Source organism: Actinomadura sp. HBU206391 (assembly GCF_014323665.1).
In the GTDB taxonomy this organism is placed as follows: domain Bacteria; phylum Actinomycetota; class Actinomycetes; order Streptosporangiales; family Streptosporangiaceae; genus Actinomadura_C.
Genome location: NZ_JABVEB010000424.1, coordinates 1 through 3,421, shown reverse-complemented (window position 1 = coordinate 3,421; position 3,421 = coordinate 1). Strand labels below are relative to the sequence as shown.

General features: G+C 64.5%; 3 protein-coding genes. 2 read left to right on the top strand and 1 reads right to left on the bottom strand.

The genetic code is table 11. The features are described from left to right. The coding region (locus HKK72_RS40365) for a hypothetical protein (RefSeq protein WP_222721639.1) at positions 1–351 on the bottom strand (351 nt) is incomplete at its 3' end. Positions 352–1,484: 1,133 nt separating this feature from the next. Here HKK72_RS40365 and HKK72_RS37670 point away from each other — a divergent pair. After that, entirely contained in the window at positions 1,485–2,213 is a 729-nt protein-coding gene (locus tag HKK72_RS37670; protein WP_187239170.1) for a GntR family transcriptional regulator, read from the top strand. A 56-nt stretch (positions 2,214–2,269) separates the two neighbouring features. After that, on the top strand, positions 2,270–3,418 hold the full coding sequence (locus tag HKK72_RS37665) for a substrate-binding domain-containing protein (protein ID WP_187239169.1): 1,149 nt from the start codon (positions 2,270–2,272) through the stop codon (positions 3,416–3,418). Positions 3,419–3,421 lie beyond the last annotated feature (3 nt).

The following is a 3,421-nucleotide window of genomic DNA, read 5'->3' as shown; positions in this document are numbered from 1 at the left end:
AAGTCGTTCGGTCTGCCACTTCATGGCAATAGCGGGTGCCGTGTAGATTGAGGCGCCCAGCAGGGCGTACGCGAGCTCCCCTCCTCCGATCAGGTATCCGAAGACGGTTACGGTGCTGATGCCCGGGAGCCCGAAGAGCACGACAGCGGTTGGTTTGGAACGCGCCGTGAAGTCTAGGATTCCCGCCCCGATGCGGCACGGTGTGGCATATCGGATCCGAAGGAACTCCAAGATCCTCTCGGATCCGAGGATCTTGAATGACCCAACGAAGTTGCCGAGAGCCTCGAGAAGCAGCTCGCCAGGGATGCGGCCCTGTCGCTTGCTGTTTCTGAGGTCGGCCGTCCATTGCATGCGTAGATCGCTCCCGGGAACTGCCCCCTGACGTCGCCGGTCAGGTCCGGCGGCAGCTCTCCCCCGCCAGCCTCGCCAAGTTTTACGCCAAACCCGCCCAGCGGGATTCACAGCCGACGGAGAAACCCATGGTGCCGAGCATTTCCATCACCCGGCCCACGGACTTCCTCTCCATCCGGGAAGAACTACTGCCGCTGCCCAGCGCGGAGCAGGGCTACCGCAGCGTCCTCCTCCTCGGCACCACCGGGGCCGGGAAAACCGGACGACTCGTATACCAGCGGGAGGAGATCCGACGGCCGGTAACGGGTCACTTCCGACCTCATCGGCGGCCATGTCCGGAAGAGGGCGTCGACATCCCGTTGGAATCAGACCAGGATCAGCGGTGTGACAGGGCGAGTTGAGAATGCGGTTCGTACGGCTGTTGAGCGTTACACCATCGCCGACCTGCAGCAAGAACTCGCCCGATTTGAATGGGAGTTGCGCGCTGCCCATCTGAGGGAGTCGTCCATACGTACCTACATCGATCGGCCCGCAACGTTCCTGAGATGGCTCGACGGCGAATATCAGCCGCGAGGACGGCGCTGAAGCCTGCCCCTCGCAGAGAATGAGTTGATCAAGGGCTGACGAGTGTGGCAGTGGCACGATCTTGAATTTGTGCAGGATCGCTGAAAAAGGTGCGCACTGCGACAGCAAGCGTGCGCCCAGTCGCGGCCCCTGCAATCACGGCGAATATGCAGGACTTCGTCGATGACGACCCGGGCTACCTCGCCTGGCTCACTGCTCACCCCGCCGGCCTCGTCCTCAATACCTATCGCAGGCCCACTCCGGCGTACCTTGTACTTCACCACGCCACGTGCAGAAGCATCAGTGTCCTGCCGACCAACGGCTCTGCCTGGACCAAGGACTACAGGAAGTTCTGCGGCGAGCGAGGCGAGCTGGAATCGTACGCGCGTAACGAGGTCGGCGGCGATACGCACCCCTGCGGTCAGTGCTTGTGAGCTGACTGCCACTGCCCTCGTGGACGATTCGACTACCTAACGTGATGACTTGATCACCTTTAAGGATTTTGCTGGTGGAGGGCTTGTTAGGACAACCGGTCATCCGCTAGAACGATCGTCATGATGATGGACCGGATGTCCCCTCTCCCGTTGTACGTCCAGTTGGAACAGGCCCTGCTCGCCCACATCGGCAAAGCGGGCCTGCGGGCGGGAGACCGGTTCCTCTCCGAAGCCGAGATCGCCCAGAGCTACGCGGTGTCGCGGGCGACGATCCGGCAGGCGCTGGCGCGGATGGTCACCGACGGCCATCTGGAGCGGATCCAGGGACTCGGCACGTTCATCGCCAAACCGCGCCCTACGCACCAGCCGCTGCTGACGTCCTTCACGGAGAACATGCGGGAACAGGGTTACAACCCTCGACGCAAGGTCCTCCTCAGCGAAACGGTCTCGACCCCGGAAGACCTCCGGGCGACTCAGTTGTGGAGCGGTTCGTCCCAGCGCATCCTTCGGCTCCTGCTCGCCGACGACACACCGATCGGCATCTCGGAGACCTGGCTTCCCGTCGACGCGTTGGCGGGCCGGCTGGATCTGTTCGACCCCGCGGAGCTGGAGTCGGGTTCGCTGTACGACCTGCTCCAGGGCCCTGAGATCGGATTGCGACTGCACCGGGGCACGGAGACGATCCGGTCCGCCACGCTCAACGCCGCCGACGCCGAACTGCTCGAATGCGCACCGGGCAGTTCGGCACTGATAGTCCGCCGTATCACCTACTCCCAGTCGGAACGACCCGTCGAGTCCACGGTGATGACGTTCGCCGCGGATCGGTACGAGTACCGGGTCGAACTCTTCAGACCCGCTGGATAGCAGCACTATTTCGCTCATCTGCGGGGCTCGGCCCCGCGCTCCTCTAGGAGGACGTCTTGCGCGCTCGCTTCAAGATCGCGCCGGTTCTGCTCGCGGCCATCCTGGCGGCGTCCGGCTGTATGAAAGCATCGTCTACTTCTGCTGGAGGCGACGGCGGTGGCGGGGGCTCCGCGTCCAACGGCCGCGACAAACTGCAGGGTGAGACCACCCTCAGCGGCTACGACGCGCTGCCGTTCAAGAACATCCTGGCCATGCCGTCCGGGCCGGTGAAGGTGGCCGGCAAGGACAAGATCACCATCGGCTTCTCCCAGACCTGCTTCAACCACCCCTGGCGCAAGGCCATGCTCGAGAGCATCCTCGCCGAGGTCGCCCGCCACCCCAACGTCGAGGTCGTCACCACTGACGGCAACTGTGACGTGGCCAAGCAGTCGAACGACATCGACGACCTGCTGGCCCGAGGGGTCGACGCCGTCGTGATGAGCCCGTTCGAGTCGGCGGGGCTCGCGCCTGCGGCCCGGCGCGTGACCCAGGCCAAGGTCCCGCTCATCGTGCTGGACCGGGACGTCCCGGCGGACAAGACCGTCTTCATCGGGCAGTCCAACGTCGACATGGGCTACGAGACGGCGAAGAAGATGATCGCCGACCTCAAGGGCAAGGGGAACATCGTCGAGATCACCGGCGTGTCCGGGTCCTCCCCCGCCGTCGACCGCAGTACTGGGCTCAAGCGCGCGCTGAAGGACGCACCCGGGATCAAGGTCCTCGCGGTCGGCGACGGCCAGTGGGTACGCGAGCCCGCGGTCAAGGTGATGGAGGACTGGCTCACCAAGTTCCCGAAGATCGACGCGGTGTTCTCCCAGGCCGAGGAGTCGTCCTGGGGAGCGATGCAGGCCATCGCCAACGCCGGTCGCTGCGGTGACGGGATCAAGCACTACACCCATGACGGCTCGGCGCCCGGGTTCAAGGCGGTGAAGGCCGGCGACTTCCAGGCCGACGGCAACTACAGCCCCTTCATCGGCGACATCGGTATCCGGGCCGCCTTGCTGACCCTCGAAGGCAAGGGCGTCGCCGGGACCAAGACCTACGAGCAGCCGGGCAAGTACCTCCAGTTGCCGAGCCTGCCGCTGGTCACCTCCGAGAACGCGGACACGTGGATCCCCCAGGGATGGGGCACGTTCACCGTCCCGAAGAACCCCTGCGACAAATGAGTG

Coding starts and splice junctions, on each gene's coding strand:
- HKK72_RS37670 (WP_187239170.1), top strand. CDS start 1,485: ATGTCCCCTCTCCCGTTGTACGTCCAGTTGGAACAGGCCCTGCTCGCC.